Source organism: Pseudooceanicola sp. DL12 (assembly GCF_056270665.1).
The window spans coordinates 4,086,215-4,107,844 of record NZ_CM149884.1 but is presented as its reverse complement, the minus strand read 5'-3'; the positions used below and the strand labels follow the sequence as shown (position 1 = coordinate 4,107,844).

Here is a 21,630-nt window from a genome sequence, read left to right as displayed (position 1 = left end):
GGGGCGCGGCGGCGCCCCCTTTCGTGACGGGAGGAAGTTCATGGACATCGTGACGACAGCAAGCCTGCAGGAGGATCTGAAGGCCCTTGGCGTGTCGCTCGGAGACGGGCTCTTCGTGCACAGCGCGATGCGCCCCCTTGGCCAGGTGATCGGCGGGCCGCGTGCCGTGGTCGGTGCCCTGATGGCTGCGGTCGGGCGCGTGGGCCTCGTGGCGATGCCGGGATATTCCGACGATGCGAAATTCCCGCCCTCGATCAACCCGGAGGCCTGCACGGCCGAAGAGATCGAGGCGATCGAGGCAGCCGTTCCGGGGTTCGATCCGCAACTGTCGCCGACCGCCGGGATGGGTGCCATTGCCGAATGTTTCCGCACCTGGCCCGGAACAAGGCGCAGCGGTCATCCGACGATCTCGGTTTGCCTGAATGGCGTGGGAGCCGAAGAATATGCCGCCGTGCACGATCTGGAGTGGGCCTGTGGCCCGAATTCGCCGCTGGGAACACTGCGGGGGCGGGCACGCATGAAGATCCTGCTGGTGGGCGTGGGCTGGAACCGCTGCTCTGCCCTGCATACGGCAGAGGTGCTTGCCGACCACCGGCGGACGAAATCCAGACGCTTCAAGCTGCCCGGCGCCGAGCCGGAATGGCGCGAGGTTCCGGACGTGGCAAATGACATGAACCGGCTGTTCCCGTCGGTGGGCGCGGCCTTCGAGGCGACCGGCGCGGTGACCATCGGAAAGCTGGGCCAGGCCGAGGCGCGGATCTGCGACTATGCGGCGTTGGTGGAATTCGCCACCGGATGGATCAATGCCGCAAATGCCGAGAGCGGCGATCTGCACTAGCCGGCAAAGAGGCGGTCGAGGGCCGTGTCCAGCGGTGTTGCATCGGCCAGTTGCAGGCGCACGGGCAGTGTCAGGACCTTCTGCTGCCAGTCCCTGGGCAGGCGGACGGCGTCCTTCTCGGTGGTGACAAGCTGTGCACCGTGCTGCGCGGCATCCCGCTCCAGCCGCGTCATGAGGGCAGGGGTCAGTGGTTGGTGATCCGCGAGCCCCTCGGCATGGATCAGCCGCACGCCGAGCCCCTTCAGCGTGGCAAAGAATTTCTCGGGGTGACCGATGCCGGCAAAGGCGAGCACGGGCAGGTCCTGCCAGGGCATGCCTGTCGGAAGCGGTGCCAGCTGTCCGCGCAGATGCGGGATGGTGATCGCCCCGCCCCAATCACGCGCGAAAGCCGCCTGTGCAGTTTCATCGCCGATGGACAGGAGCAGGTCGGCACGGGCGAGGCCCGTCGGGACCGGCTCTCTCAGCGGGCCGGCGGGGATGCACCGGCCATTGCCGAACCCCTTTGCGGCATCGACGGTGATGATCGAAAGCGCCTTCCGCAAGGCCGGATCCTGAAACCCGTCGTCCATCACGATGACATCTGCGCCGGCATCCCGCGCGGCGCGGGCGCCTTCTGCCCGGTCGCGCGCAACCCAGCCGGGCGCGAAGGCCGAGAGCAGCAGGGGTTCGTCGCCAGCCTGGGCCGCCGTGTGGATGCGGGGATCGACGCGGGTGGTTTCCGTCAGGCTGCCGCCGTAGCCGCGGGACAGGAAATGCGGGGTCAGTCCGCGCGCCGTGAGGCGCATCAGCAGATCCATGGCAGTGGGGGTCTTGCCCGTGCCGCCGGCGTTCAGGTTGCCGATGCAGATCACCGGGATGCCAGGGTCGATGGGGGTGCCACGCGACAGGCGGCGTGCCGTGGCGGCCGCATAGGCCCGACCAAGGGGGCCCAGCAGACGGGCTTGAAGGGCCGGACGGGCGGGAGCGGTGAACCAGTAGTCCGGCGCCTGCATCAGATCAGCCCTTTCTCGTCGAGACGTTCGGTGACCCAGTCGATGACGCGATCGGTCATCTCGGCGCCCTCGGTGGTGATCTGCCAGGCGGCGGCGGCCATGGTGGCGGCCTGGTCGGGTGCCAGCAGGCGCGACAGGGCCTTTTGAAGGTCGTCGGCGTCCCGCACGAGCCGCGCCGCCCCGGCCTGCGAGAGCCGCGTGTAGGCGGCGAGATGAGCCGGTACGTGGGGGCCGTAGATGACGGCAGAGCCGAGCGCCGCGGGTTCGAAGGGATCATGTCCCTTCATGCCCTTCTTCAGGGAGCCGGCCATGAAGGTTACGGGCGAGAGGCGGTACCACAGGCCCATCTCGCCCCGTGTGTCGGCCAGCAGGATCTGGGTTTCGTCGCGGGGCAGCTCGCCGTCGGACCAGCGCAGGAAGCGCCAGCCCTCCGCGGACAGACGCTCGGCCATGCCTTCGGCGTCCTCGGGATCATCCGGGACGAGAATCAACAGCAGCCGGTGGGCAAGCCGCGAGGCACTGCGCTGCGCGTCCAGGATGATGTCGAGCTCCGGGCCGTGGACCATGGCGGCGAGCCACAGCGGGCGTCCCGCCATTTCGTCGGCCAGCTCCTCTCGCTGCGCCTCGTCGCAGGGCAGCGCCAGTCCGCCTTCCTGCAGGTGCCCGGTGATCTCTATCCGGTCCACCTCGGCGCCAAGGCGCTGCAGGCGTCGCGCGCCGTTTCCGCGGGTCACGAAATACCGCGAGAACCCGGCAAGGAGGCGCCGCCCCTGGGGCACGCGCAGGCGCAGTCGACCCTCGTCGAAGGCATCGGCTTCGGCCTCGGCGAGAAGCATGGGCAACCCGGCCTTGCGGGCCTGTGACAGCATGAGGGGGCGCAGGTGGCCGGTCAGCCAGATCAGGACATCCGGTTGCCAGTGCTCGAAAAACTCGGTGACGGAGGGGGGGGCGTCTTCCGGCAGGATTGCCGTGTAGAGACCGGGCGTGGCCGGGCGGGCCGCCGCCAGGGCCGCTGGCCGTTCAAGGGTCAGCAGCACCGAACATGGTGCGTCTTCCTGGGCGATCAGCCGGCGGGCAAGCTGTTCCGCCGCCGGGCGGCGTTCAAGCCGCGGACAGTGGATCCATATGAGGGAGCCGCGCGGACGCGGCGGCTGCCCCCCGGAGTCGGGGCGCGTGCCGCGCCGGGTCAGCGCCTTGTAGGAGGCGGCCAGTCCGACTGCACGCGCCATGGGGGTTAGCCCAGCTCCTCGGTCGTCGAGGCCTCGAGTTCCTCGTCGCGCAGCCGGTGGATATGGGCGATGTAATAGCGCATGTGGGCGTTATCGACGGTCTTTTGAGCGGCTGCTTTCCAGGCGTCGAAAGCCGAGGCGTAATCGGGGAACATGCCGACGATGTCGAGGTCATCGACATTGCGGAAGACGTTCTTGGACGGATCGACAAGTTCTCCGCCGAAGACAAGGTGAAGGCGTTGCGCCATGGGCTGACTCCTTTCAGGACTGAACGGGCCGGGGCCGGGGCCGGGGCCAAACGGGCAATGCGCGCGCAAACTGCGCAGAAAGGCCCCTGCGGTCAAGTGCGGCGCGGCGGAAGACCGGGATCTCTCTCCGGCGCAGGGGCCAGCCGTGCCACCATCTCCTGATGCAGCGCAGGGCCGGCGGCGACAACCCCATCAAGCAAAGGTTTCGGATTATTGAACGACAAAGGTGAACCTGCCCGTGTGGATGCCACGGCACCGGCCTCTTCCGCGATCAGGGCGCCTGCGGCGATATCCCATTCCCAGCTGGGGCGCAGGGTGATCATGGCGTCGTAGCGCCCCTCGGCCACCAGCGACAGCCGGTAGGCCAGCGAGGGTCGGTAGACCCGCTCGAAGGCCGGCACGGCGCCCAGCCAATGGGCGGCGTCGTAGTTTGGCCGCGCGGCCAGAAGCGTGGCGCCGGCGAGCTCGGTGCGGCTGCTGCAGCGGATGGGGACCCCGTTGAGGCGCGCGCCGTCCCCCCGCGTGGCCGCAAAGAGCTGATTGCTGACAGGCAGGTAGACGACCGCGGCCACGATGCGCCCGCCACGTGCCACGGCCAGGGAATGCGACCAGGCACCGTCGCCCTTCATGAAGGCACGGGTGCCGTCGATCGGATCGATGATGAAGACGCTCTCGCGCGACAGCCGGTCGGGATCATCCGGGCTCTCCTCGGAGAGCCAGCCATACCCGGGCCGCGCGGACCGAAGCTCGCGCTGCAACATGTGGTTCACGGCCAGGTCCGCCTCGGTCACCGGGCCCTGGTCGTCGGGCTTTTCCCAACTTTGGGCCCCCGACTCGGCAAAGCTCAGGGCAATTTCTCCGGCGGCGCGGGCGGCATCGGTCAACAGGCCGAGGTCGTCCTGAAGACCCCCGTGGGAGGCATCAGGTTCCTGCAAGCGTCATCCCTTCGACCAGAAGCGAGGGAACGACGGTGCCGCGCCAGAGGCGGGCGTCGTTGCCAGGCGTCATCGCCCGCAGCATGTCTCGCAGGTTGCCGGCGATGGTGCATTCGTTCACCGCACGGGTGATCTGACCGTTCTCGACCCAGAAGCCCGCGGCTCCGCGCGAGTAGTCGCCCGTGTTCGGGTTGATGGTGGAGCCGATCAGCGAAGTCACCAGAAGGCCGGTGCCCATCTCCTGCATCAGTTCCTCGCGGGTCTTGTCGCCCTGGGTCAGGGCCAGGTTCCATTGTGCCGGGGAGGGGGGCGAGGACAGGCCGCGGGCTGCGTTGGCGGTGGAGGTCATGCCGAGCTTGCGCGCGGTGGCCAGGTCGAGCGTCCAGCCCCTGAGCACGCCATCGGAGACGATCTCGCGGCGGGCGGTGGGCAGGCCCTCGGCATCGAAGGGGCGGGAGCCGGCGGCGCGCAGGCGGAGCGGATCCTCGATCAGCGACAGGCCCTTGCTCAGGACCTCCTCGCCCAGGCGGTCGGAGAGGAAGGACGAGCCGCGCGCAATGGCAGCCCCGTTGATCGCCCCGCAGAGGTGACCGATCAGGCTTGCGGCGATGCGTTCGTCGTAGAGCACCGGGTAGGCGCCGGTCTTGGGGGCACTGGCGCCCTGCCGGGCAATGGCGCGTTCCGCCGCGGTACGGCCGATTTCCTCCGGGCTGCGCAGGTCGCCCTGAAAGATCCGGCTGTCACCGTCATAGTCGCGTTCCATTCCGGCCCCGGTGCCGGCGATGGCTACACAGGACGTAGACCGCGAAGTGCGGCGATAGCTGCCGGAAAATCCGTTGGTCGCGGCGAAATAGACCTCGGAGGCGCCATAACCCGCACCGGCGGATTGTACCTGGCTGATGCCTTCGCAGGCCAGCGCGGCGGCCTCGGTCCGGGCGGCATCGTCCTGCAGGGCCTCGGGGGCGGGCTCGGGCGCGGGATCGAACATCTCGAGCCCGTCACCGGTGCGACGGTCCGAGAGCTGCTCGGGATCGGCGAGGCCGATGAAGGCGTCTTCAGGGGCTTCCCTTGCCATCGCAACGGCGCGTTCGGCCATGATGGCAAAGGTTTCGGGGCGGGAATCCGACCCCGACACGCAGGCCTGCCGCTTGCCCACGAAGACGCGCAGACCGGTCTCGAAGCCTTCCGAGCGTTCCGCGTGCTCCAGCGTGCCGCCGCGCACGTCGATGGAGACGGAGCTGCCCTGGCGGGAAATGGCATCGGCGGCGTCTGCCCCGGCTGCGCGGGCAGCTTGAAGCAGGGCCTGGGTGAGATCTTCGAGGGAATGCGTCATGGGAGCCTCTGGAGGGAACCTCCCTGACGTAGCCTCTGGGGGCTACCGGATCAAGGCGGCTGGCCGGGCAGGGCGCCGGGCCAGCCGAGATATCATTGAATTGACTGTCGGATCACGGCATCAGGGGTTGGCCGTTGATCAGCAGCGACTGATCCGGCGTGATCTCGATGGTGGTCGCGAGGTCATCCGGGCCACTGACCTCACGCGTGAACATGCCGGCGAACATCGGGATCATCATGGCCTGCTGCGGCGGGATCACGCCGGCCTTGGACAGGGTCTGGATCAGGTCCATGACGCCATTGGCGGCAATGTCCACGGTGCCTGTCACCTGCGGGAAATCCCCGAACTTGCTGGTCGCGTCGTTGTCCACGGACAGCTGGCCCTTGGCGGTAACCTCGGCGCCGAGGCCCTGCACCAGAAGTTGGTCGATGGCCAGGTTGTCGACCTCGATCGGCGGCTTGCCCGACGGCAGAGCGGCGAAGGCCATCGGGTCGGAGGGATCGACCAGCAGCTTGCCCTCGCCCGAGAGCGTGGCGGAGACGGTGACCGGGTCACGGGGCAGTGCGTTCTCGGGGTCGATCATGGCCCAGGCCATGTCCGGCACGGAGGCATCGGTCACGTCGAAATGCATCGAGAAGGGCTCTGCCTCGTCCGTGGGTACCATCGGGCCGGACAGGGCGGCGGAGGTCGACGCGATGGAGAGCATGATCGGCATGGGCAGCGATTTCCCGGTCACGCCAAGGGCGATTTCCTTTGTCGTGCTGTCGTAGCCGAAGAGCCCGTCCTTGACGGTGGATCCCATGCTGCCGGCGCCGGAGGCCATGGTCATGGTGATCTTGTCGCCGTCCTCCTCGACGGTTGCCTGGCCCTGCAGGGAGTCGAAGAGCAGGGTCGAGGTCGAGGTCATTCCGGCGGCGATACGGTCGGCCATCGTCGCGGTGGGCAGGCCGCCGGCCATGGTGGCCGCGCTGTCCATGTCGAGGCCGTTCATCGTGAGATTAAGCGTAACAGGTTGATTGTCTTCGGCATCTTCCGGCGGCGTGATGGTGCTGTCGACCGTGATGCTGCCGATGGTGACATCCGTGGTCAGGGTGTTCTCGTCGCCCTGCTTGATCTGCGTCGTGCCGGCCATGTCCGCCAGCTGCAAGCTGCCCGTGGCAAACTGGGAGCCATCGGCCGGATCGGTCGTGCTGAAGCTGAGCGTGGCGTCCGGGCTGTTCGATGTATAGGTGATGTCTTCCGGGGTGCCTGACGCGACGAGCGACATGTCATCCGAAGTATAGCTGCCGGTCGTCAGGATATCGCCACCGGGATTGCTGCTGCGGATCTCGTAGCTCCAGGGCTGGACCGGTGCGATGGAGACGCTGTCGGGGGCCGCAGCGTCGGGAAGAAAGGTGATGGCGCCTGTCGTGATGGTTTCGACCGCGTCGGTGCCGGTACCATCGGGTTCGCTCAGGGTCAGCTTCAGCTGATTGACGATGAGGCCGTCCTTGTAGGGCTCGACGTCCGCCTCGGTGGCATAGCCGGATTCCTCCAGAAAGCCCTTGAGCTGGCCCCAGGCCTCCTCCGGGGTCAGCGCAAGGGCGGGCGCCGCGAGGGCAAACTGACCGGCGAGGACGACCCCACCGGCGACGAGAACATGACGAGACATGGGCAACTCCTGATAAGCTTGAAGGGAAAGTGGGGAAGCGGTGGCACGGGGTCAAGGCGAAGCCTGCTCACGGGCGTTCACGTGCACCGCTCCGCCGTGTCACGGCGTGGGATGCAGCCGGGGGTGGACCAGGGGGCAGGGCTTCGCTACCCCTCGGTGCAGGACATCTGCGCGCCGGGCCTCGGAAGAGGCGGCGCCGGCGCGGCCAGGACACGACAGGAGAGAGAGCATGACGGATCTGACCGGCAAGACGGCAATGATCACCGGCGCCAGCCGCGGCATCGGAGAGGCCACGGCGCGGCTTCTGGCAGGGGCCGGGGCGCGTGTCGTCCTCTTGGCACGCCGGGGCGACGACATCGCAACCATCGCCGGCGAGATTGGCGAACAGGCCGTGGCCATCCCCTGTGACGTGTCGCGCTTCTGGGAGGTCGAGGCCGCGGTACAGAAGGTTGTCAGCACCTTCGGCAGCCTCGACATCCTGATCAACAATGCCGGCATCCTGAAGCCGATCGTTCCTCTGGCAGAGGCCGACCCCGAAGACTGGGGCAATGTGATCGACGTGAATATCAAGGGCGTTTTCAATGGCATGCGCGCGGCGATGCCAGTGATGATGGCTCAGGGCGGTGGCACGATCCTGACCGTCAGTTCCGGCGCGGCGCACCGCCCGCTGGAGGGCTGGAGCGCCTATTGCACCTCGAAGGCCGGGGCTGCGATGCTGACGATGTCTGCGCACCTGGAGGGGGCGGAGCACGGTCTGAGGGTCATGGGGCTGAGCCCCGGTACGGTGGCAACGCAGATGCAGCGCGATATCAAGGCCAGTGGCGTGAATGCGGTGAGCGAACTGAACTGGGAGGACCACGTGCCGCCCGAATGGCCCGCAAGGGCCCTGTTGTGGATGTGCGATCCGGCCTCGGATGCGCACCTTGGCGAGGAGCTGTCGCTGCGCGATGAAGGCCTGCGCCGGACCCTGGGGCTGATCGGATGATCCGCGTCGAGAGCCCGGAGGAGGGGCTTTCCCTGATCACCATCGCGCGACCCGACAAGGCCAATTCCCTGACGCCGGACATGCTGGAGACGCTCTGCGAAGCCTTTGAAAACGCGAGGGAAGCGCGGGGCGTGATCCTGACGGGCGAGGGCCGTGTCTTTTCCGCGGGCGCGGATCTCGAGGCCGCGAAGGCCGGCCTTGGCGTCTCTCCGCTCTGGGAACGGCTCTCGGGGGCGGTGGCGGAGGTCGAGGGGATGACCATCGCCGCGCTGAACGGCACCCTGGCCGGCGGCGCAATGGGCATGGCGCTGGCCTGTGATCTGAGGATCGCGGTGCCTGGCGCGAAATTCTTCTATCCTGTCATGCGGTTGGGCTTTCTGCCCCAGCCCTCGGACCCGGGCCGGATGGTGGCTCTGATCGGGCCGGCCCGCACCAGGATGATCCTGATGGGGGGCCAGAAGATCACCGCCGAAGAGGCCCTTACCTATGGGCTGATCGACCGGATCTGCGAGGGCGACGTGGTGGCGGAAGCGCGCGGGATACTGGGCGATTGCCTGGCTGCGGAGCCGGTGCATGCAAGGGCCATCAAGGCCATGTGCAAGGCGCCGTGAAACGCGTCGGTATTCCGGAAACGGCGTATTTCCAAGCCATTGAAATGGCCGGATTCCAACGTCGGTATTACGTCGGTATCGCGTCGGTATTGCGTCGGTGCGAAATCGGGCAAATCCGGGCCGCGCGAGCGCGCCCGCCGAAGCCTCCGGCGGGGATATTTCGGGCCAGATGAAAGAGCGTCACCGCTCCCCGTCATCTGGCCACAAATATCCCGGGGGAGGCTCCGAAGGAGACGGGGGCAGAGCCCCCTCTGCTGTTACCGCTTGCGCCGCCGGCCGGGCGTCCTGGAATGGAACGCGGGTGGGCGCCTTGCCACCCAGGCGGCGAATTTCGCCAGCCGCGGGTGGGCGCGGAGCTTTTCCGGGGTGTCGTAGGCGCGGGCCAGTTCCCCCTCGGTCAGGGTGGCATGAATCTCGTTGTGACATATCTGGTGCAGAAGCACGGTCGGCCCGCCCTTGCCGCCTTTCAGTTTCGGCACCAGGTGATGCAGGCTCTGCGGGGCCTCGGGCGGGATCGGACGCAGGCAGAGCGGGCAGAGTGGCACGGTCTGCGAGGCAAGCGGCGGGGCGCGATCGGGCTGATTGTCGGATGGCGGCACTTGGATGCTCCTTGCCGGCACGATAGCAAGGGCGTTGAGAAAAGCGAGGGGGCGCAATGCGGCAGGCACTGGTGATCGGCGGGGGCCCGGCGGGTCTGATGGCGGCGGACGAGCTGGCGGGCGCGGGCCTGCGGGTGGTGCTGGCCGAGAAGATGCCGACCCTGGGGCGCAAGTTCCTGATGGCGGGAAAGTCCGGGCTGAACCTGACCAAGGTCGAGGCCCCCGAGGCCTTCCTGTCGGCCTTTGGCGAGGCCGCGCCGCAGCTGAAGCCGATGATCGACTGCTTCGGGCCGAAGGAGGTGCAGCGCTGGGCCGAGAGCCTGGGCGCGCATCTGTTCACAGGCACCACCGGGCGGGTCTTTCCCGAGGAGATGAAGGCCTCGCCCCTGTTGCGGGCCTGGATCCGGCAGCTGTCGGACCGGGGTGTCGACATGCGGGTGCGCTGGGCCTGGCGCGGCTGGGAGAAGGGCGCGGCCCTTTTCGACACGCCCGAGGGCCGGCAGGAGATCCGCCCCGATGTCACCGTGCTTGCCATGGGCGGCGCGAGCTGGCCGCGGCTTGGCTCGGACGGCGGCTGGACCGGGGCGGTGGGCCATGTGGCGCCCTTTGCGCCGGCGAACTGCGGCTTTCGCGTCGGCTGGAGCCGGCACATGGCGCCGCATTTCGGCGCGCCGATCAAGGCGGTGGCGCTGCGCGCCGGTGGCCAGGAGAGCCGCGGCGAATTCGTGCTGAGCCGGGAGGGCGTGGAGGGCGGCGCCATCTATGCCCTGTCGCGGGTGCTGCGGGAGGGGGCGCTGCTGCGGCTGGACCTGCTGCCGGACCTGGAGGCCGGGGAGATTGCCGCGCGGCTGGCGCGGGCGAAGCGCGGCGAGAGCATGGCCAACCGGCTGCGCAAGGCGCTGCACCTCGATCCGGCCAAGCGCGCCCTGCTGCAGGAGTTTGCCCGGCCGCTGCCCGAGGAGCCGGGCGCGCTGTCGAAGGTGATCAAGAGCCTGGAAGTGCCGCTGGGCGGGCCGCAGGGCATCGACCGGGCGATTTCCACCGCGGGTGGCCTGCGGATGGATGCCATGGACGCGCACCTGATGCTGCGCGACCGGCCCGGCGTCTTTGCCGCGGGCGAGATGCTCGACTGGGAGGCGCCCACGGGGGGCTATCTGCTGACTGCCTGCATGGCGACCGGCAAATGGGCCGGTTTCCACGCCGCCCGCTGGAGCTGAGGGCGCTCAGCGGCGCAGGGCGAGGCCCTTGATCTCGTGCTCGGAGGCCTGGGCAGCCTGGTAGGCGGGGCGGGCGCGCATCCGTGCGGCATACTCCAGCAGCTGCGGATCCTCGACCGCGAATTTCGCCACCTGGGCCCAGTCGAGGCAATGGGTGGCGATGATGTCCGGCACGGTCATCTCCTCTCCCATCATGAAGGGGCCCTTGAGTCGGGTCGAGAGCTTGCGGATGTTGCGTTCGAACTCCCAGCGGAGCGAGGTCTTGATCTCCTTCACGCGCAGCTCCTCGGGCAGGATGAAGCTGTGGCGGGCCGACATCCAGATCAGCCCCTCGATCTCGTCCACAACCTGCTGGGTCACACCATCCTGGCGGGCGCGTTCGTAGGTGCCGGCGGGAAAGGTGAAGCGCTTGTGGTGATCGGCAAGGAAGGTGACGATGGCCACGCTGTCGGTCATCGGCCTGCCGTCGACGAGCAGCACCGGCAGCTTGCCCAGCGGCGTATGCGGCGAGACGATATCGTCATGCGGATGGGCATCGGTGCGCTGATAGGGCACGCCCAGTTCCTCCAGCATCCAGATCACCCGGAAGGAGCGGTTATGGGCACCGCCGATTACGTTGTACATCCTGTCCTCCGTTCCCGTATCGCGGGAAGAAGAGCGCCGATAGAGATGAAAATCCAGTGAAATCTTGGACGATTTCGCCGCGTCACGGCGCAATCAGCGCGGCCGGCCCATCATGGCGAGCCGGATCAGCATGCGTTCGACCAGGGCCATGCCCGGTGCCGTGGCCCCGGCGGAGCGCAGCGTGAGGTCGGTATCGGTGATCAGGGAGAGCGCGGTTTCGAGCTTTGGCGCGCCCCAGGTCGAGGCCTGGCGCATCACCCGGTCGCGGCGCGGCCCGAAGACCGGCGGCCGCAGCTTGCCGATGCCGGCGCCGGGCCCGTCGGGGTGGGCGGCGACGGCGTAGAGGGTGCGGAAGTGCCGGATCGCGGCGATGCAGAGACCCGTCGGGTTGGCGCCCTGTTCCTGCAGCCGGGCGAGCATCGGCCCGATCTCTCCGGTGCGGCCCTCGGCGGCGATGTTCAGGATGTCGTCCATCTCGGCCTCGGTGGAGGCGGGGGCGCAGAGGGCGACCTCGGCCCCGGTGAGGGGGGTATCGTCGCGGAACTTGTAGAGGGCGATCTTTTCCACTGTCTGGCGGAAATCGCCGGGATCGACGGTGAGCGCCAGGTCCGAGAGGTCGCGGAGCACCTCGGGGGAGAGTTTGGTCAGGCCGGCCTTGTTCAGGGTCGCCTCGATCTCCTCGCGGCTGGGCGGGTCGTCGTAGATGCCGCAGGCATAGGCGTTGCGATGGTTCTCGAAGGCCTTGCGCAGTTTCGACGTGGCCTTGAGCCCGCCGGCGCAGACGATGAGCTGGGCGTCGCCCTCCTGCCAGTCCTCGAGGGCGGGCAGGATATGGGCTGCGTTGTTCTCGGTCGCGCCGTCGAGGAAGACGACGCGGGGGCCGGGAAAGAAGCTCTGGGCCTTCACGGCGTCGAGCAGGGCGGCGGGATCGCGGCGCAGGTCGGAGGCATGCATCCGCGTCAGGCGCATCTCCTCCTCACCCTGGGGGCCGACGAGGGCGGCGACCATCTCCTGGCGGCGGAGCGAGATGCGCATCGCGTCGGGGCCGTAGAGCAGCACCCCGAGGCGGTCGGCCTCGGGTTTCGCTGCATAGCGGGCAATGTCGCGGGCGGCGAGCTTCATCGCGGCGCCGTCACGTGGCGGAGGGCGGGGTGAGGGGGGCGGGCGTGTAGGTGGCCACATCGCGCATCAGCTTGGGCACCAGCAGGTCGGTGAGGATCTGCATCAGCCGTTCGTGGGCCGAGGCCTTGGCGGCCTGGGTCGCGACGGTGGAGCCGGAGGCGGAATAGCCGGAGAAGGAATTGACCGAGCCGCGGCCGATCTCGTCGCCGGTGGTCGCGTCGTTGAGGACATAGGCCAGGGTGCCGATCACGTTGAACCGCGAGGTGACGCTGTCGGAGGTGACGGCCATGCCCTCTTCGCTGACGTCGAGCTTGAGGTCGAGGGTGTAGCGCGGCGATCCCTGCAGGCGCCCGAGCTCGCCCTCGAGCGTCTCCACGAGGATGTAGCTGTCGAGCGTGTTGGGATCGGGGATCTCGGTCACGCCGTAGAGCGCGGCCCCGGCACCGCCCGGCGCATAGGCCGGGGTGAAGCCGCAGGCCGCCGCCGCGCCGAGCAGGGGCAGGCCGATGGCCGCGCCCCTGAGGAGGGCGCGCCGGGTCAGCCTGTGGTCTGCAGCGTCTGGTTTATACGACGACATTCACGATCCGTCCGGGAACGACGATGACCTTCTTGGGCTGTGCCCCGTCCAGCGTCTTTGCGACATTCTGCTGGGCCAGGGCAAGTTTTTCAACCTCGTCCTTGGGCATGTCGACCGGAACGGTGATTTCGCCGCGGCGCTTGCCGTTGACCTGGATCGGCAGGGTGACGGTGTCTTCGACCATCATCGCCTCGTCGGCCACGGGCCAGGCCGCCTGAGAGATCAGCCCCTCGCCGCCGAGCATCTGCCACATTTCCTCGGCCAGGTGCGGCGTCATCGGCGACATCAGCTGTGCCAGCACCTTGACCGCCTGCTTGCGCACGGCACCGGAGGCCGGCGATTTCTGCACGAAGTTGGTGAAGGCATAGAGCCGCGCGATGGAGGCGTTGAAGCCGAAGCTCTCGACACCAAGGGTCACGTCGCGGATCGCCTTGTGCATCTCGCGCAGCAGGGCCTCGTCGTCGGCGGGCTTGCCGGCGGCAGCTTCGTCCAGCTCGGCGGCCAGGCGCCAGACGCGGGCGAGGTGCTTGGAGGCGGCCTCGGCGCCGGCGGCGGTCCATTCCACGTCACGTTCGGGCGGGCTGTCGGACAGCACGAACCAGCGGGCGGTATCGGCGCCGTACTGGCCGATGATCGCCACCGGGTCGACCACGTTGTTCTTCGACTTGGACATCTTGGCCGAGGGGATGATCTCGACCTCGGTGCCGTCCTTGAGGAAGCCGCGACCATCGCGCAGCTCGACCTCTTCGGGGTAGTGATAGACCGGGCGACCCTCGGCAGATTTGGTCTGATAGATCGCGTGGGTCACCATACCTTGTGTGAAGAGCGCGTCGAAGGGCTCGCGCGATTTCTCCGGCAGGTGGCCCGTCTCGTTCATCGCGCGGGCAAAGAAGCGCGAATAGAGCAGGTGCAGGATCGCATGCTCGATGCCGCCGATGTACTGGTCGACGTTCATCCAGTAGGCGGCCTCGTCGAGGTCCGTGGGCGTGGTGGCATGGGGCGCGGTGAAACGCGCGTAATACCAGGAGCTGTCCACGAAGGTGTCCATCGTGTCGGTCTCGCGCTGAGCCTTGCCGCCGCAGGCGGGGCAGCTGCAATCGCGCCAGGTCGGGTGACGATCGAGCGGGTTGCCGGGCACGGAAAAGTCGATCGGCTTGTCGCCCTCGTCATAGGGCAGCTGGATCGGCAGGTTTTCCTTTTTCTCGGGCACCACGCCGCAATCGGGGCAATGCACCACGGGAATCGGGCAGCCCCAGTAGCGCTGACGGGAGAGGCCCCAGTCGCGCAGGCGGAACTTGGTCACGCCCTTGCCGATGCCCTTTGCCTCGCAGAACTCGACGGTGGCGTCGATGGCCTCGTTGCCGGTCATGATCTCTTCGCCGGCGACGCGGCGGAGGAAACGGACACGGTCGGGCTTGGGCGGCACAAAGGCGCCCTTGGCCGGGTAATCGCCCTCGACCGGCTCGAAGACCGGGGTGATCGGCAGGTCGTACTTGGTGGCGAACTCGTTGTCGCGCTCGTCATGCGCGGGCACGCCGAAAATGGCGCCGGTGCCGTAATCCATCAGGATGAAGTTGGCGATCCAGACCGGAAGTTTCCATTCCGGATCAAGGGGGTGGGTGACGGTGAGGCCGGTGTCGTAGCCCAGCTTCTCGGCGGTCTCGATGGCCTCTTCGGTGGTGCCGCCCTTACGCGCCTCGGCGCAGAATTCGGCCACCTTCGGGTCTTTCGCCTCGAGCGCCTTGGCGAGCGGATGGTCGGGCGAGATGCCCACGAAAGAGGCGCCCATGAGCGTGTCGGGGCGGGTGGTATAGACCTCGATCTGCTCGAAGCCTTCCGCAGGCGCGGTGAGATCCCAGGCGAACTGCAGGCCGCGCGACTTGCCGATCCAGTTGGCCTGCATCAGCTTGACCTTGGCGGGCCAGTTGTCGAGGCCGTCGAGGGCCGTCAGCAGGTCATCGGAGAAGTCGGAGATCTTGAAGAACCACTGGGTGAGCTCCTTGCGCTCGACCAGGGCGCCGGAGCGCCAGCCGCGGCCGTTCTCGACCTGCTCGTTGGCCAGAACGGTCATGTCGACCGGATCCCAGTTGACCACGGCGTTCTTGCGGTAGACGAGGCCTTTTTCTAGGAAATCCAGGAACATGGCCTGTTGCTGGCCGTAATATTCCGGGTCGCAGGTGGCGAACATGCGCGACCAGTCGAGGCCGAAGCCGAGCGGCTTCATCTGTGCGACCATCGTGTCGATGTTGCCGTAGGTCCAGTCTTTCGGGTGGCCGCCGGAGGCCATGGCGGCGTTTTCCGCCGGCATCCCGAAGGCGTCGAAGCCCATCGGGTGCAGCACGTTGTGGCCCGTCGACAGCTTGTAGCGCGCGATGACGTCGCCCATCGTGTAGTTGCGGACGTGGCCGATGTGGATGCGGCCCGAGGGATAGGGGAACATCTCGAGCACGTAATACTTCGGCTTGCCGCCTTCGCGGGTGGCCTTGAACACCTGGGCGTCATCCCAGGCCTTCTGCCACTTCGGTTCGATTTCGGCTGCGGAATAGCGCGACATGGACGCTCCCTTTGCGATCTTGGTACGGGGTCTACGGGGCGGGTTGATAGGGCGGCGCGCGGCGAGGGTCCAGCGTTTTAAGCGGATGGTGGCTTTCAAGCGGTGCGGGGCGCAGCTAGTCTGGCACCCGCAGGCGAGGGGGCCAGGGAGGGCGCGCGTTGAAAATCCTGTTCATTCACCAGAATTTCCCCGGCCAGTTCAAGCACCTGGCGGTGGCTCTGGCACGGCGCGGCGATGACGTGCGGGCCCTGACCTTGAGGGTGAAGGAAGAGGGGATCTGGCAGGGGGTGCAGATGTACCCCTATGCCCTGGGCCGCGCGCGCAAACAGGCGGTGCATCCCTGGCTGCTGGACATGGACAGCAAGGTGACCCGCGCCGAGGCCTGCTACCGCGCGGCGGTGAAGATGCGCGAGGCGGGCTGGTCGCCGGAGGTGATCATCGCGCATCCCGGCTGGGGCGAATCGATGTTCCTGCGCGATGTCTGGCCCGCGGCGCGGCTGGGCATCTATTGCGAGCTCTACCACAGGCCGGGCTATCCGCAGGCAGGCTTCGACCCGGAGTTCGAGAAGCCCGACGACGGCACCGATCCGCTGCGGCTGCGGATGAAGAACCTGCACAACCAGGTGCATTTCGACCTGGCCCAGGCCGGTATCAGCCCGACGCGGTTCCAGGCCGATACCTTTCCGGCACGGTTCCGCGACCGCATCGAGGTGGTGCACGACGGCATCGACACCGGCGCGGTGCGGCCCGACCCGGCCGCCCGGTTCCAGGTGCCGGAGGGGCCCGAGCTTGGCGCGGATGACGAGGTGATCACCTTCGTGAACCGCAACCTGGAGCCCTATCGCGGCTACCACGTCTTCATGCGGGCGCTGCCGGCGCTGCTGCGGGCGCGGCCCAGGGCGCGGGTGCTGATCACCGGGGGCGAGGGCGTATCCTATGGGGCGGCGCCACCGACGGGCACGACCTGGAAGCAGATTTTCAAGGACGAGGTCTGGGACGGGATCCCCGAGGCGGACCGGGCGCGGGTGCATTTCCTGGGCAAGATCCCCTATCCGCAGTTCCTGAAGATGCTGCAGGTCAGCACCGTGCATGTCTACCTGACCTATCCCTTCGTGCTCAGCTGGTCGCTGCTGGAGGCCATGGCGAGTGGCGCGGCGGTGGTTGCCTCGGACACCGCGCCGGTGCGCGAGGTGATCCGGCACGGCGAGACCGGGCGGTTGGTGGATTTCTTTGATCGCGAGGCGCTGGTGCGCGAGGTGGCGGCGCTGGCCGGTGATCCGGTTCTGCGCGAACGCCTGGGCGCCGCGGCGCGGGCCAGTGTGGTGGCCGAGTACGACCTGAAGACGATCTGCCTGCCGCGGCAGCTCGACTGGGTCGCGCGGCTGGCCACGGCGGAGGCGGGGCCGCTTCCGGAGTGAGCCGGGCCCGGCAGGACATTGCCGGACATGGCGGGACATTGCCGGACATGAAAAAGGGGCCGCGCGGGCCCCTTCCTTTTGACGTGACGCGGTGAAACCCGCTGTCAGTACTTGCCGGCCTGCACGCGCAGCTGCCGTGCGCGGGTCAGGATGGCATCCTCGACCGCCCGCTGGGTGCCGGCATCCACGGCGCCGCCGTTTGCCGTCTGCAGGGCGACGTTCAGCGAACGGGCCTCGAGCGCGGGGTCGGTGATGTAGACGGTGGCCTGATAGGCGCGGCCGCCGCCCGGGGGCACGCCGGGGCCGAAGACGATGACGCCCGAGAAGGGGTCGACCGATTTGACCGGCATGAAATCGAGCACGTCGAGGGACGCGTTCCAGAGATAGCGGTTCACGTCGACCTGGCGGCCCTCGTCGGTGATCTTGAAGATATCGAAGACCGAGCTCTTGCTCTCGGGCGCCGCGTTGCGGCCGCCGGTGCCGGAGTAGCTCTCGGTGTCGCCGGGAATGCCGCCGGAATTGCCACAGGCCGAGAGTGCCAGAAGTGCTGCACCGGCGATCATCCCGATTCCGCGCGAAATTTTCATGTCGTGCCCCGTTCCAGTGGTTCACCCCGATCTAACGAAGCGGGCGGAGCGGAGCAAGGCCCTTAGAAGGATCGGCGTGGCAACCGGCGAAGATGCCGCGAGAATCGGAAAACTTTCGCCTGATGGCCGTGCGTTGCGGGCGCGCTCATCCGGGAGCTGCGGGGCGACCACGAGACGGTCGGGGCTCCGGGGGAGAATGGGACGGGTGCCGGGACGGCCAAGTGGCGCGATGGCCTGGCGACTCTTTGAGGCCCGCACGGGCCACGGCGGGCAAAAGGGCCGCAGACCCTTAGGAACAGGCCCGAAATCCCCCCGGAACGGGCTGTGGCATAAATGACACCGTGGGGGGCGGACGCCTGAGCAAAGGCCGGAAACATGGGGCTGTGGGGGCTGAGTGTGGCAGAGTTGCACCAATCCCCGATGTGCTTTCCCCCGCTTTGTCGGGTGTGCTTGCCAAGAAGGGGGGAAACAAGAGAAAGACCACTCATGCCCAATTCGGATTCTCCGGCTTGGGGCAGACTGAGAAACCGAGGGAAACATCATGAAAAAGATTCTCTTTGCAACCACCGCGCTGGTCATGACCGCCGGTGCTGCTGCAGCAGACGTCTCCGTGTCCGGCTTCGGCCGTTTTGGTATCGCCGACTCCGGCGTTGACGGCACCGGCACCTACATCGAGCAACGCTTCCAGTTCGACTTCGTCGGCGAAGTTGAAACCGACACCGGCCTGACCGTCGGCGGCAAAATGCGCGCTCGTTCGCAAGAGTCCAAGACCTTCTCGGACACCGACGGCGACACCTTCACCACCGAAGACGCAACTTTCAGCGGCGCCCAAATGTACGTTGAAGGCGGCGGCCTGAAGCTGGAAGTCGGCAACATCGACTACGCTCTGGACAACATGCCGGGCCTGGGCCAAACGATCGGCCTCGCCAACTGGCAGTCCGCTCTGAAGAACGCTCCCGGCTACTCGTCGCGCGGCTCGAGCAGCACCGGCGCAGCCCTGATCTACTCGATGGACGGCTTCACCGGTCACCTGTCCTATGACATGACCGCAGAAACCACCGACGTCTACGTTTCGTACGACTACGCCGGCTACACCTTCGCTCTGGGCTACATGGACACCTACGACGTCCTGGCCACTGAATGGGCAGCATCGGTCTCCGGTTCGCTCTCCATGTTCGACTTCAACATCGGCTACACCGACAACCAAGACGGTGGCGGTGTCTGGACTGCCGGTGCATCGTACGACGTGAACTCCGCAATGGATCTCGGCCTGTACGTCATGTACTACGACAAGCTGGCAGCTGGCTCGACCGACGAAGTCGCAGCTAACGGCACCTCCGAAACCGGTGTTGGCGTTGACGCCGGCTACGACCTCGGCAACGGTGTTGGCCTGCACGGCGGTGTCTACAACATCAACGACACCACCGCATACGACTTCGGCATCTCCTTCAGCTTCTGATAGGCGATACGTATCGTAAGGTACGAGAGGGCAGATCTTCGGATCTGCCCTTTTCCTTTTGCGGGCGCTCCGGTCGGGGCGCCTGCTTTCGTCTGGGCAATTGAAACTTTGCCGCAGTTGATGTTCCTTGGCCCCGGAGACGCCCCCGCGGGGGGCCTGGGTGACCGCGCCGCCGGACGGCGGGACGCGGGGCGGAAGAAGAGGAAGAACCATGTCGCTGAGCGAAATCCGGAGCCGTATCGAGAAGGCCTGTAGCGAGGCCGGGCGCGATCCCGCGGAGGTGACGCTGATCGCCGTGTCCAAGACCCAGCCCGACGAGAAGGTGCGTGCTGTCCTGGAAGAGGGGCAGCGGGTTTTCGGCGAGAACCGGGTGCAGGAGGCCGCCGGCAAATGGCCCGGGTTCCGCGAGGAATTCGAGGGCATAGAGCTGCATATCATCGGGCCGCTGCAGTCGAACAAGGTGCGCCAGGCGATGGAACTGTCGCAGTACATCCATTCGGTGGATCGCCCCAAGATCGCCCATGCCATCGCGCGGATTGCCGACGAGACCGGCGCCTGCCCGAAGCTGTTCCTGCAGATCAACACCGGAGAGGAGCCGCAGAAGGCGGGCGTGTTGCCTAGCGAGGCGGATGCATTCGTGGCCGAATGCCGGGGGCTGTCGCTGCCGGTCGAGGGGCTGATGTGCATCCCGCCGGTGGAGGAAGAGGCCAGCCTGCATTTCGCCCTGCTGAAGAAGATCGCCGAGCGCAACGGGTTGACCGGGCTGTCGATGGGGATGTCGGGCGATTTCGAGAAGGCGATCAGCTTTGGTGCCACCCATGTGCGGGTGGGATCGGCGCTGTTCGGAGCGCGCGATTACGGCTGAAGCGGCGGGCATGTGGCGCAGGGGCGCCGATCCGTATTTATGGAAAGATGAAGGGGCGCCGTTGAGCGCCCTTTTTCATCCCGTGGGGGCTAGGGGACGAGGATCCGGGTGCCGGGCGGAAGCTCCGGCGCCAGGCGATGCAGGTGGTCGCGGCGGAGCGCGATGCAGCCTGCCGTGGGATAGCCGGGGCGGCGGAACTGATGCAGGAAGATCGCCGAGCCGCGGCCGGGCACCGCGTGCGGCCAGTTCCAGTCGAGCACGAAGAAGAGATCGTAGAGCGGATCGGCGCGGCGCAGATCCTCGTGGCTGGCCGGGAAGGGCGCGGTGACGTGGTGGTTGTAGGCCGGGTGATCCGGCGCGTCGCACCACAGATCGCGGGGGCCGATGGATCGCGCCCAGGGGGCCGGGCGGGCGATGCGGTCGGCCCGGTACCAGAGCTGCTCCACCGTGAGCAGGCCGCGCGGCGTTGCGCCGTCGCCCTCGCGCTTGTCGGCGGTGAGGCCGCCGCGCCCGAGGGTGCAGGGATAGGTGACATGGCCGATGCGCAGGCCCATGGGGGTGAGGCGGATCATAGCAGGTGTCCCGACTTGGCGGCCTTGGTCGCGAGATAGGCGCGGTTATGGGCGTTTTCGCCGACCTTCAGCGGCACCCGTTCGGTTACCGCGATGCCGTTCTGCTCCATCATCGCGATCTTGCGCGGATTGTTGGTGAGCAGGCGGACCTGCGCGAAGCCCAGCCGTTGCAGCAGTTCGGCGCCGAGGCGGAAATCACGCTCGTCGTCCTCGAAGCCCAGGCGGTGGTTGGCCTCGACCGTGTCGAAGCCCTGATTTTGCAGGGCATAGGCGCGCATCTTGTTGGCGAGCCCGATGCCGCGGCCCTCCTGATTGAGATAGAGGAGCACGCCGGCGCCCTCCTGGCCCATCTGGGTGAGGGCGGCGTGAAGCTGCGGTCCGCAATCGCATTTCAGGCTGCCGAGGACGTCGCCGGTGAAACAGGCGGAATGCAGGCGCGCGAGCACGGGCAGGTCTCGGGGCGGCTTGCCGATCTCGACGGCGTAATGCTCCTCGCCGCCATCCTCGGGCCGGAAGACATGCAGGCGGCTGGCCTCGGAGAAGACCGTTGGCAGGCGGGCGGAGACGACGGGCTGCATCGGACTTGCCGGGTCGAGATGCGCGGCGGCGCTGTCGGGGAGGAGCGTGAGGGTATTGGCGCGGGCGACCTCCTCGGGGTGCGCGATGTCGAGGAGCAGGGCCGCGGGCAGCAGGCGCGCGGATTTCACCAGGCGGATCGCCAGGCGGTGCAGGTCTGCGGGGCCCTCTCGCAGGGCGGTGAGCGGGCCCTTCATCGGCACGGCGAGGTCATCCGCCGGGTCGGCCAGGGCGCAGATCCAGCTGCGCGCGGCATCCGCGGGCATCGGCAGCCGGGCAAGATCCCCGTCATAGGCGCGGGTGCGCAGGGTTTCCGCCCGGCGGGCCGTGATGGCGAGAACGGGGCGCCCCGGCAGGGCCTGGAGCGCGCGCAGGCGCGGGGTGGTCAGGGTCTCGGCCGCGAGAACGAGGGCGCCGGCGCCGTCGGGGCCGGCCAGCACCACGGGCAGGCCCATCCGCAGATCGGCCCGGGCCCGGGCGAGGCGTTCGGTGATATCGGGGGCGAGGCTCATGCAACTGTCCTGTTCGGGGCGCCGGAGAGGCGGCTCTGGGGCGCCTTGTTAGCGCGGAACGCTACAGGTTTGAAACATTTCCCGTGATCGCAACACGAGCGCGTGAGGCTTTTGCAGCAAAACTTG

At 67.6% G+C, this 21,630-nt stretch carries 21 protein-coding genes; 7 read left to right on the top strand and 14 right to left on the bottom strand.

All coding sequences use genetic code 11. The annotated features are described in order from the left end of the window. The first annotated feature begins 40 nt into the window (after positions 1 to 40). Positions 41 to 838 carry an AAC(3) family N-acetyltransferase gene (locus AC0WR5_RS19235; RefSeq protein ID WP_475865419.1) on the top strand — a complete coding sequence of 266 codons (798 nt, stop codon included), beginning with the start codon at positions 41 to 43 and terminating at the stop codon, positions 836 to 838. Here AC0WR5_RS19235 and lpxK read toward each other — a convergent pair. The 6 genes from lpxK to AC0WR5_RS19205 form a co-directional block, all read right to left on the bottom strand. Then, a complete protein-coding gene (gene lpxK, locus AC0WR5_RS19230; RefSeq protein ID WP_475865418.1) occupies positions 835 to 1,830 on the bottom strand; it encodes a tetraacyldisaccharide 4'-kinase in 996 nt (331 codons plus the stop codon). The genes AC0WR5_RS19235 and lpxK overlap by 4 nt on opposite strands. Next, complete coding sequence (locus tag AC0WR5_RS19225; protein ID WP_475865417.1) at positions 1,830 to 3,059, bottom strand: 3-deoxy-D-manno-octulosonic acid transferase; 1,230 nt, start codon at positions 3,057 to 3,059, stop codon at positions 1,830 to 1,832. The genes lpxK and AC0WR5_RS19225 overlap by 1 nt, the downstream gene beginning before the upstream one ends. A gap of 5 nt (positions 3,060 to 3,064) precedes the next feature. Beyond that, positions 3,065 to 3,307, bottom strand: a complete 243-nt coding sequence (locus tag AC0WR5_RS19220) for a DUF4170 domain-containing protein (RefSeq protein WP_475865416.1) — start codon at positions 3,305 to 3,307, stop codon at positions 3,065 to 3,067. Between the two features lie 92 nt (positions 3,308 to 3,399). After that, on the bottom strand, positions 3,400 to 4,242 hold the full coding sequence (locus AC0WR5_RS19215) for an inositol monophosphatase family protein (protein ID WP_475865415.1): 843 nt from the start codon (positions 4,240 to 4,242) through the stop codon (positions 3,400 to 3,402). Beyond that, positions 4,229 to 5,575 (bottom strand): TldD/PmbA family protein, encoded by a 1,347-nt coding sequence (locus tag AC0WR5_RS19210; RefSeq protein WP_475865414.1) that lies wholly within the window; start codon positions 5,573 to 5,575, stop codon positions 4,229 to 4,231. Before AC0WR5_RS19210 ends, AC0WR5_RS19215 begins: the two co-directional genes overlap by 14 nt. 112 nt (positions 5,576 to 5,687) lie before the next feature. Continuing rightward, complete coding sequence (locus AC0WR5_RS19205; protein ID WP_475865413.1) at positions 5,688 to 7,226, bottom strand: DUF2125 domain-containing protein; 1,539 nt, start codon at positions 7,224 to 7,226, stop codon at positions 5,688 to 5,690. A 229-nt stretch (positions 7,227 to 7,455) separates the two neighbouring features. Here AC0WR5_RS19205 and AC0WR5_RS19200 point away from each other — a divergent pair, with 229 nt between their 5' ends. Continuing rightward, a complete protein-coding gene (locus AC0WR5_RS19200) occupies positions 7,456 to 8,211 on the top strand; it encodes an SDR family oxidoreductase (protein WP_475865412.1) in 756 nt (251 codons plus the stop codon). After that, positions 8,208 to 8,822 carry an enoyl-CoA hydratase/isomerase family protein gene (locus tag AC0WR5_RS19195; RefSeq protein ID WP_475865411.1) on the top strand — a complete coding sequence of 205 codons (615 nt, stop codon included), beginning with the start codon at positions 8,208 to 8,210 and terminating at the stop codon, positions 8,820 to 8,822. Before AC0WR5_RS19200 ends, AC0WR5_RS19195 begins: the two co-directional genes overlap by 4 nt. 257 nt (positions 8,823 to 9,079) lie before the next feature. On the opposite strand, the gene AC0WR5_RS19190 is transcribed toward AC0WR5_RS19195, so the two are convergent. Next, positions 9,080 to 9,421 carry an HNH endonuclease family protein gene (locus tag AC0WR5_RS19190; RefSeq protein ID WP_475865410.1) on the bottom strand — a complete coding sequence of 114 codons (342 nt, stop codon included), beginning with the start codon at positions 9,419 to 9,421 and terminating at the stop codon, positions 9,080 to 9,082. Between the two features lie 56 nt (positions 9,422 to 9,477). Between AC0WR5_RS19190 and AC0WR5_RS19185 the strand changes: the two genes are divergently transcribed. After that, the gene (locus tag AC0WR5_RS19185) at positions 9,478 to 10,638 is read left to right on the top strand and encodes a TIGR03862 family flavoprotein (RefSeq protein WP_475865409.1); all 1,161 of its coding nucleotides are present in this window, start codon (positions 9,478 to 9,480) and stop codon (positions 10,636 to 10,638) included. A gap of 6 nt (positions 10,639 to 10,644) precedes the next feature. Here the strand turns inward: AC0WR5_RS19185 and AC0WR5_RS19180 are convergent, their stop codons facing one another. The 4 genes from AC0WR5_RS19180 to leuS all read right to left on the bottom strand — a co-directional run bounded on the left by AC0WR5_RS19180 (position 10,645) and on the right by leuS (position 15,515). Next, entirely contained in the window at positions 10,645 to 11,262 is a 618-nt protein-coding gene (locus AC0WR5_RS19180; protein ID WP_475865408.1) for a glutathione S-transferase family protein, read from the bottom strand. 93 nt (positions 11,263 to 11,355) lie between these two features. Next, complete coding sequence (gene holA / locus AC0WR5_RS19175; protein ID WP_475865407.1) at positions 11,356 to 12,384, bottom strand: DNA polymerase III subunit delta; 1,029 nt, start codon at positions 12,382 to 12,384, stop codon at positions 11,356 to 11,358. A gap of 10 nt (positions 12,385 to 12,394) precedes the next feature. Continuing rightward, positions 12,395 to 12,961 (bottom strand): LPS assembly lipoprotein LptE, encoded by a 567-nt coding sequence (locus AC0WR5_RS19170; RefSeq protein WP_475865406.1) that lies wholly within the window; start codon positions 12,959 to 12,961, stop codon positions 12,395 to 12,397. Continuing rightward, on the bottom strand, positions 12,948 to 15,515 hold the full coding sequence (gene leuS / locus AC0WR5_RS19165; RefSeq protein WP_475865405.1) for a leucine--tRNA ligase: 2,568 nt from the start codon (positions 15,513 to 15,515) through the stop codon (positions 12,948 to 12,950). The genes AC0WR5_RS19170 and leuS overlap by 14 nt, the downstream gene beginning before the upstream one ends. A 158-nt stretch (positions 15,516 to 15,673) precedes the next feature. Here leuS and AC0WR5_RS19160 point away from each other — a divergent pair, with 158 nt between their 5' ends. Beyond that, positions 15,674 to 16,933, top strand: coding sequence for a glycosyltransferase (locus AC0WR5_RS19160; RefSeq protein WP_475865404.1), 1,260 nt, complete (start codon positions 15,674 to 15,676; stop codon positions 16,931 to 16,933). 104 nt (positions 16,934 to 17,037) lie between these two features. Here the strand turns inward: AC0WR5_RS19160 and AC0WR5_RS19155 are convergent, their stop codons facing one another. Then, positions 17,038 to 17,520 (bottom strand): DUF3576 domain-containing protein, encoded by a 483-nt coding sequence (locus AC0WR5_RS19155; protein ID WP_475865403.1) that lies wholly within the window; start codon positions 17,518 to 17,520, stop codon positions 17,038 to 17,040. Positions 17,521 to 18,061: 541 nt separating this feature from the next. Between AC0WR5_RS19155 and AC0WR5_RS19150 the strand changes: the two genes are divergently transcribed. Both AC0WR5_RS19150 and AC0WR5_RS19145 read left to right on the top strand, forming a co-directional pair. Next, positions 18,062 to 18,979, top strand: coding sequence for a porin (locus tag AC0WR5_RS19150; protein ID WP_475865402.1), 918 nt, complete (start codon positions 18,062 to 18,064; stop codon positions 18,977 to 18,979). A 211-nt stretch (positions 18,980 to 19,190) separates the two neighbouring features. Continuing rightward, complete coding sequence (locus AC0WR5_RS19145; RefSeq protein ID WP_475865401.1) at positions 19,191 to 19,844, top strand: YggS family pyridoxal phosphate-dependent enzyme; 654 nt, start codon at positions 19,191 to 19,193, stop codon at positions 19,842 to 19,844. Between the two features lie 89 nt (positions 19,845 to 19,933). On the opposite strand, the gene AC0WR5_RS19140 is transcribed toward AC0WR5_RS19145, so the two are convergent. Together AC0WR5_RS19140 and ribA are read right to left on the bottom strand one after the other, a co-directional pair. Beyond that, positions 19,934 to 20,416, bottom strand: a complete 483-nt coding sequence (locus tag AC0WR5_RS19140; RefSeq protein ID WP_475865400.1) for a L,D-transpeptidase family protein — start codon at positions 20,414 to 20,416, stop codon at positions 19,934 to 19,936. Continuing rightward, the gene (gene ribA / locus AC0WR5_RS19135; RefSeq protein WP_475865399.1) at positions 20,413 to 21,504 is read right to left on the bottom strand and encodes a GTP cyclohydrolase II; all 1,092 of its coding nucleotides are present in this window, start codon (positions 21,502 to 21,504) and stop codon (positions 20,413 to 20,415) included. Before ribA ends, AC0WR5_RS19140 begins: the two co-directional genes overlap by 4 nt. Positions 21,505 to 21,630: the final 126 nt, after the last annotated feature.

Excerpts from the sequence above, each read along its gene's own strand:
- AC0WR5_RS19140 (WP_475865400.1), bottom strand. The coding sequence starts at position 20,416 with ATGATCCGCCTCACCCCCATGGGCCTGCGCATCGGCCATGTCACCTAT.
- ribA (WP_475865399.1), bottom strand. The coding sequence starts at position 21,504 with ATGAGCCTCGCCCCCGATATCACCGAACGCCTCGCCCGGGCCCGGGCC.
- AC0WR5_RS19180 (WP_475865408.1), bottom strand. The coding sequence starts at position 11,262 with ATGTACAACGTAATCGGCGGTGCCCATAACCGCTCCTTCCGGGTGATC.
- AC0WR5_RS19155 (WP_475865403.1), bottom strand. The coding sequence starts at position 17,520 with ATGAAAATTTCGCGCGGAATCGGGATGATCGCCGGTGCAGCACTTCTG.
- AC0WR5_RS19170 (WP_475865406.1), bottom strand. The coding sequence starts at position 12,961 with ATGTCGTCGTATAAACCAGACGCTGCAGACCACAGGCTGACCCGGCGC.
- AC0WR5_RS19200 (WP_475865412.1), top strand. The coding sequence starts at position 7,456 with ATGACGGATCTGACCGGCAAGACGGCAATGATCACCGGCGCCAGCCGC.
- AC0WR5_RS19205 (WP_475865413.1), bottom strand. The coding sequence starts at position 7,226 with ATGTCTCGTCATGTTCTCGTCGCCGGTGGGGTCGTCCTCGCCGGTCAG.
- AC0WR5_RS19225 (WP_475865417.1), bottom strand. The coding sequence starts at position 3,059 with ATGGCGCGTGCAGTCGGACTGGCCGCCTCCTACAAGGCGCTGACCCGG.
- AC0WR5_RS19210 (WP_475865414.1), bottom strand. The coding sequence starts at position 5,575 with ATGACGCATTCCCTCGAAGATCTCACCCAGGCCCTGCTTCAAGCTGCC.
- AC0WR5_RS19145 (WP_475865401.1), top strand. The coding sequence starts at position 19,191 with ATGTCGCTGAGCGAAATCCGGAGCCGTATCGAGAAGGCCTGTAGCGAG.
- AC0WR5_RS19235 (WP_475865419.1), top strand. The coding sequence starts at position 41 with ATGGACATCGTGACGACAGCAAGCCTGCAGGAGGATCTGAAGGCCCTT.
- lpxK (WP_475865418.1), bottom strand. The coding sequence starts at position 1,830 with ATGCAGGCGCCGGACTACTGGTTCACCGCTCCCGCCCGTCCGGCCCTT.
- holA (WP_475865407.1), bottom strand. The coding sequence starts at position 12,384 with ATGAAGCTCGCCGCCCGCGACATTGCCCGCTATGCAGCGAAACCCGAG.
- AC0WR5_RS19150 (WP_475865402.1), top strand. The coding sequence starts at position 18,062 with ATGAAAAAGATTCTCTTTGCAACCACCGCGCTGGTCATGACCGCCGGT.
- AC0WR5_RS19195 (WP_475865411.1), top strand. The coding sequence starts at position 8,208 with ATGATCCGCGTCGAGAGCCCGGAGGAGGGGCTTTCCCTGATCACCATC.
- AC0WR5_RS19185 (WP_475865409.1), top strand. The coding sequence starts at position 9,478 with ATGCGGCAGGCACTGGTGATCGGCGGGGGCCCGGCGGGTCTGATGGCG.
- leuS (WP_475865405.1), bottom strand. The coding sequence starts at position 15,515 with ATGTCGCGCTATTCCGCAGCCGAAATCGAACCGAAGTGGCAGAAGGCC.
- AC0WR5_RS19220 (WP_475865416.1), bottom strand. The coding sequence starts at position 3,307 with ATGGCGCAACGCCTTCACCTTGTCTTCGGCGGAGAACTTGTCGATCCG.